The sequence below is a fragment of the Streptomyces sp. SID3343 genome (assembly GCF_009865215.1).
GTDB lineage: Bacteria > Actinomycetota > Actinomycetes > Streptomycetales > Streptomycetaceae > Embleya.
The window spans coordinates 1-3564 of the sequence record NZ_WWJX01001359.1 but is presented as its reverse complement, the minus strand read 5'-3'; the positions used below and the strand labels follow the sequence as shown (position 1 = coordinate 3564).

At 68.9% G+C, this 3564-nt stretch carries 5 protein-coding genes; 4 read left to right on the top strand and 1 reads right to left on the bottom strand.

Annotated elements, in window-relative coordinates; genetic code table 11:
* Positions 1 to 849 (top strand): ATP-binding cassette domain-containing protein (locus GT354_RS42850; protein ID WP_161362307.1); only part of this gene is annotated, 849 nt, incomplete at its 5' end.
* Positions 850 to 856: 7 nt separating this feature from the next.
* Positions 857 to 1669, top strand: coding sequence for an ABC transporter permease subunit (locus GT354_RS42845; protein WP_161362305.1), 813 nt, complete (start codon positions 857 to 859; stop codon positions 1667 to 1669).
* 91 nt (positions 1670 to 1760) lie between these two features.
* Here the strand turns inward: GT354_RS42845 and GT354_RS42840 are convergent, their stop codons facing one another.
* On the bottom strand, positions 1761 to 2366 hold the full coding sequence (locus GT354_RS42840; protein WP_161362303.1) for a DUF2867 domain-containing protein: 606 nt from the start codon (positions 2364 to 2366) through the stop codon (positions 1761 to 1763).
* A 92-nt stretch (positions 2367 to 2458) separates the two neighbouring features.
* Here GT354_RS42840 and GT354_RS42835 point away from each other — a divergent pair, with 92 nt between their 5' ends.
* Together GT354_RS42835 and GT354_RS42830 are read left to right on the top strand one after the other, a co-directional pair.
* On the top strand, positions 2459 to 3019 hold the full coding sequence (locus tag GT354_RS42835) for a TetR/AcrR family transcriptional regulator (RefSeq protein WP_161362301.1): 561 nt from the start codon (positions 2459 to 2461) through the stop codon (positions 3017 to 3019).
* 336 nt (positions 3020 to 3355) lie between these two features.
* A complete protein-coding gene (locus GT354_RS42830) occupies positions 3356 to 3562 on the top strand; it encodes a cold-shock protein (protein ID WP_020554951.1) in 207 nt (68 codons plus the stop codon).
* Positions 3563 to 3564 lie beyond the last annotated feature (2 nt).

Genomic DNA, 3564 nt, shown 5'->3' with positions numbered 1-3564 from the left:
ACCACGATGCGGATGATCCTGGGCCTGGACCGCCCCAGTGCCGGCCGGGTGACGGTGGACGGTCGGGCCTACCGGAAACTGGTCGCGCCGATGGTGGAGGTCGGGGCGCTCATCGACGCCAAGGCCCTGCACGGCGGCCGTACCGCTCGGGACCACCTGGTGGTTCTGGCGAAGTCGAACGGCATCCCGCTCACCCGGGTGGACGAGGTCCTGGACACAGTCGGTCTCACCTCCGTCGCCAAGAAACGCTCCGGCGGCTTCTCCCTGGGCATGGGTCAGCGCCTCGGGATCGCCGGTGCACTGCTCGGCGATCCCCGGGTGCTGCTGTTCGACGAACCCGTCAACGGGCTCGATCCCGAGGGGATCCTGTGGATCCGCAACCTGATGAAACGTCTCGCCTCCGAGGGGCGCACGGTCTTCGTCTCGTCGCACCTGATGAACGAGATGGCCGTCACCGCCGACCACCTGCTGGTCATCGGGCGCGGCCGGATCCTCGCCGACACGGGCGTGGAGCAGTTCATCGCGGAGAACTCGATCAGCCACGTGAAGGCGCGTTCACCCCAGGCGGACGAACTCGCCCGCCTCGCGACGAACGCCGGCTGGCAGGTGACCCGCGACGACGCGGGCGCGCTGCTGCTCCCGGGGGTGACCACCGACCAGGTCGGTGACCTCGCCGGGCACAACGGGATCTTCCTGCACGAGTTGGCCAGGATCGAGGCCTCGCTCGAAGAGGCGTTCATGCGGCTCACCGCCGACAGCGTCGAATACCACACCGGCGGCGAGCCCTCGAAGACCGCCGGAGCGGTCCAGGGCTGGGGACCGCCGACCGCCGCCGACCGGATCGGATGAGGCCATCATGACGACGACCGCGCCCACCACTTCCGCGCGCCCGCCGCGGCTGACCTTCGGCCGGATCCTGGACTCCGAGTGGGCCAAGATCAAGACCGTACGCTCGACCGTCTGGACCCTGCTGGCGCTGCTTTTGGTGAGCGTCCTGATCACGTGGGCCATCGCCGCCCTGGCGGCGAGCGACGTGGCCAAGGACGTGGCCCAGGGCAAGGAGAACGACGCCCCCGACCTGCTCACCGTGGGCGTGGCCTTCGGCCAGATCGCCGCCCTGGTGCTCGGGGTGATGTCGATGACGGCCGAGTACTCGACCGGCATGATCCGCACCAGCCTGACCGCGGTGCCGTGGCGCGCGTCGATGCTCGCCGCCAAGGCTCTGGTACTGGCGTCGACGCTGTTCGTGGTCGGGGCGGTCACCGGCTTCGGCTGTTACTTCCTGGCCGACGTGATGCTCAGCGCCAAGGACGTCGGCGTCGACATCGGCGACCCGGGCGTGATCCGCTCACTGATCGGAACGGGGCTCTATCTCGCCGTCCTGGGCCTGTTCGGGATGGCGTTGGGGGTGTTGCTGCGGCACACCGCCGGCGCCATCACGGTGGGCATCGCGTTGATCTTCGTGGTCGGCGGCGTGGTGGGTCTGATCCCCGGCAAGACCGGCGACTGGATCTCCAAGCTGATGCCCGCCAACGCGGGCAGCCAGGTCATGGCGGTCAACGCCGCGGACAAGATGTTCCAGCCGTGGACCGGCTTCGCGGTCTTCGTGGCCGAGACGCTGGTCCTGTTGATCCTGGGCGCGGTGCTGCTGGAGAAGCGCGACGCGTGACCGCGTGACCGCGTGACCGCGTGACCGCGTGACCGCGTGACCGCGTGACCGCGTGACGGGCGGCGCGTGGCGGTCACGGTGCGTGTGAACGTCAGCGCGCTGCCCGGTCGCCGGCGCTCGCCTGCCACCTGGCGCCGATCCCGCGCAGCAGCGCCGGATACACGCCCACGTAGCGGAAGGGCTTGATGGCCGCCATGTAGGCGGCGCCGAGCGGCCCGTTCGGCTTGACCAGGACGGCCATCCGGCCGTGATGGCCGCCCGCCTCGTCGCGGACCCAGCCGATGTGCATCACCGCGTGCACGGTCCGGTTGGCCATCTCCGCCACCCACTCGTCGTGCGTGAGGTACACGGACGTGAACGGAACCGCGCGGAGGTCGGGCCCTCGCGGGCCGTCGCGCAGGTCTTGCGGCAGGCGGTCCCGCAGCGTCGGGACACGGGAGCCGAGGCCGGCGTCGGGCTTGTCCCAGCCGAGGAGCCGCCCGAGTTTCCAGCGGATCCCGAAGAGCGCTCGGGAGACGGGGGAGGCGACGTGTGCCGCGTGTGCCGGGTCGCCGGTGGTGAACTGCCGTACCAGGTGCGCGAGGTCGTCGGGACCGCCCGGAGTCGGCAGCGCCCACACGTCTTCGAGGTGGAAATCGCCGGCTATCTCGTGGATGCGCCAGGGGCGGGACGTGTGTGCCGTTGCGGGGAGTCTCATGCGCGATCCCTATCTATACGATGCCGTATAGATGGAGGCTAGCACGATCTATACGGCACCGTATAGATGAGGGACGACCCGAAGGAGGACGCATGGCGGGCACCACCCGCACGCCTCGCGGCGGATGGATCGTGGAGGGACTGCGGGCGCTCGCCGCCGGCGGCCCGGAGGCGGTCAGGATCGAGACGCTGGCGCAGGCCCTCGGGGTCAGCAAGGGCGGCTTCTACGGCTACTTCGGCAATCGGGCCACCCTGCTCACCGAGATGCTCGACACGTGGGAGCGCGAAGTCACCGCGGCGATGATCGAGCAGGTCGAGAGCGGCGGGGGAGACGCCAGGGCCAAGCTGGAGCGCTTGTTCACGATCGCCGCGTCCGGCGACGGGCCGGTGACGGGTACGACGACAGACCTGGCGATCCGCGACTGGGCCCGGCGGGACGAGGCCGTCGCGCAGCGGCTTCGGCGGGCCGACAACCGGCGCATGGACTACCTGCGCTCGCTGTTCGAGTCCTTTTGCCCCGACGGCGAGGACGTCGAGGTTCGCTGCATGATCACTTTCTCCCTACGCATCGGCAACCACTTCATCGCCGCCGACCACGGGGGTCGCAGCCGTGCGGAGGTGATGGAACTGACCAGGAGATGGCTCCTGAGGTAGCTCCCCGGGGCGGCGGCCGGCCCCCGCTCGCCTCGCGAGCCGGAGCCGGCCTGCCGTGGCGAGGGAGTCGAAGGGGGCGAAATGCGAACCCGAGGACCCGGAAACCGGGCTCGTCACGGCGTGTCGGGGTGACCCGGTTCCGTGATCTCGTCGCTATCCGTGCTACCTTGAACTCAGTTGCAGTTGTGGTACCCATGAACTTTGTGTGCACCTGACGGGCGTGTTCCGTGGGTGCATTTTTTGTTTGGCCGGTCATCTCCGGATGGGCTCCTTGCGGCGACGCGAAATCGCACACCGTGGATTTCGAAACTGCTTTCCCCAATGAAGGAGAACGACATGGCAACCACCGGCACCGTGAAGTGGTTCAACGCAGAAAAGGGTTTCGGCTTCATCGAGCAGGACGGTGGCGGCCCCGACGTCTTCGCCCACTACTCGAACATCGCCGCCCAGGGCTTCCGTGAGCTCCAGGAAGGCCAGAAGGTCTCCTTCGACGTCACCCAGGGTCAGAAGGGCCCGCAGGCCGAGAACATCGTTCCCGCCTGACA